The 1,784-nt window shown below is 49.3% G+C and carries 2 protein-coding genes and 1 pseudogene; 1 reads left to right on the top strand and 2 read right to left on the bottom strand.

Annotated features, from left to right (window positions below):
• Positions 1 to 936 (top strand): alpha-amylase family glycosyl hydrolase (locus tag WBV75_RS03450; protein ID WP_424119261.1); only part of this gene is annotated, 936 nt, incomplete at its 5' end.
• A gap of 88 nt (positions 937 to 1,024) precedes the next feature.
• Here WBV75_RS03450 and WBV75_RS03445 read toward each other — a convergent pair.
• On the bottom strand, positions 1,025 to 1,528 hold the full coding sequence (locus tag WBV75_RS03445; RefSeq protein WP_424119260.1) for a lipocalin-like domain-containing protein: 504 nt from the start codon (positions 1,526 to 1,528) through the stop codon (positions 1,025 to 1,027).
• Between the two features lie 72 nt (positions 1,529 to 1,600).
• A pseudogene (locus tag WBV75_RS03440) lies at positions 1,601 to 1,784 on the bottom strand (DUF4345 domain-containing protein); the annotation flags it as partial.

The raw sequence follows: 1,784 nt of genomic DNA, 5'->3' as shown, positions 1-1,784 counted from the left end.
ACCAAAATGTTCTGGCAGGAAAAGAAATACACCATGAACCACCCGGATGACTTTGCCCTGGCGAAAGAACTTCGGGCCGTATTGGACACTTACGATCCCCCAAGATTCATGGTTGGAGAGGTGTTTGGGGACCATAAAACGCTACGCAACTTTTTGGGCGACCAACAGGACGGCTTAAACCTGGTGTTTCTTTTCGATATCTCCGCCCTGGAGTGGAATGCGGACTTTTTCAGGGATAAAATTCAGCGAATTGAGGCATTTTACCCCTATCCCTATACGCCCACCTATGTCTTTAGCAACCACGACCGGATTCGCAGTATCTCCCTTTTAGGAAATGATATGCAAAAGGCAAAAGCCCTTGCCCTTTTACAGCTTACCCTCAGGGGCGTACCGTTTTACTATCAGGGGGAAGAAATCGGGATGCCCATGGCGAAAATCCCCGGAGAGCAGGCACTGGATCCTTTGCCGGCGGCCTTTGACTGGCTACCTGATTTCGCAAAGGAGCAGGTGGTTAACCGGGACAACTGCAGGACCCCTATGCAATGGTCGGCCCGTGCAAACGCCGGATTTACAGAGGCTACGGCTATACCCTGGTTACCGGTAAGCCCGGGATATGAGACCTTGAACGTGGAGCAGCAGATGGATGATGCCCATTCCCTTCTGGCCACGAACAGAAAATTACTTGAGATACGGGCTGAGTCCCAACCCCTGCAATGGGGGAGTCTGAAGTGGCTCGAAGAATTCAGCGCTGGAGATATACTCGCATATCAGCGTATTTATCTCCAGGAAAAGGTAAGTGTGTTGATCAATGTTTCGGAAGTTGAACAACGCCTGGATAGCGAACCGGCTTCCACGCTCTTATTTACCACGGGTAAAGTCGAACTTAGCGGGGATCAGTTAGTACTCGGCCCGAATTCCGGGGTCATTCTGAAATAGTTCAGGCTCTCCCGATTTTGATTAAACTTTAATAGTCCAGGCTTTCCCGATTGGTTAACTACACCTTAGTTCCTGCTTAGTCGCCACTTTATTCCCCGCTGCGCACCCAGGTAAGTTTAAGGTCTGCATTTTCAGTTTCATACGGTTGTAAAATGAGGGTATCCCCCTTCAGGGTGTATTTTCGTCTCACTGCTTTGTTCCAGTCCCCCGGGTTGGAATGGGAGATACGGGCATGCTCCACATACCCTTCCTGCTCATTTACGGTGTATTTAGCGAAGTACACATAAGACTTGGTCAGATGCCTCAGGGCTTCGTCTGGAATGGTGTCTATAAAATTAGGAAACCGCAAGTCTGTGTCTTGATATCCTTTCATCGTCAGGTGGACGGCCATGGTACCCGTGGCATCGTAAAGGAGATACCCCTGCATTCCATCCCTCCATTCCCCCCAGAGTCCTGTTTCCGGATTTTTTTGTTCCATAATCTGCAGTTGCCACAGCCCCTCAAAAGGATTTGACTTTTCTGGGGTCGACTCTTCGGTGCATCCGGAGAAGGCAATCAAGAGGAAGAGGAAAACAGGGAGGAGGTATTTCATTTTAGGTGGGCTTAGGATTAACATACTGCGTACGCCATGCTACTCACTCCTAAAATACACAACTCCGGGGAACTAAGTGAGGTCCTTTTCGTGTTTTAAATTGTAGATGCCCCAGCCCATCATCAGGAATTCGAGAATCATCCCCAGGGTATACTGAGGGGAAACACCGTCCAAAAGTAAACTGATCAGCCGCCCTGCCCCCAGACCCCCCATAAATAAAATGTTGCTGATAGTAGCGCTTCTCCAATACACAGGT

The sequence above is a fragment of the Robiginitalea sp. genome (assembly GCF_049588695.1).
Classification (GTDB): domain Bacteria; phylum Bacteroidota; class Bacteroidia; order Flavobacteriales; family Flavobacteriaceae; genus Robiginitalea.
This window is presented reverse-complemented; position numbering and strand designations above follow the sequence as displayed.

What these genes read in the sequence shown, in the direction of transcription:
- WBV75_RS03445 (WP_424119260.1), bottom strand. Translation starts at nt 1,528, where the DNA reads ATGAAATACCTCCTCCCTGTTTTCCTCTTCCTCTTGATTGCCTTCTCC.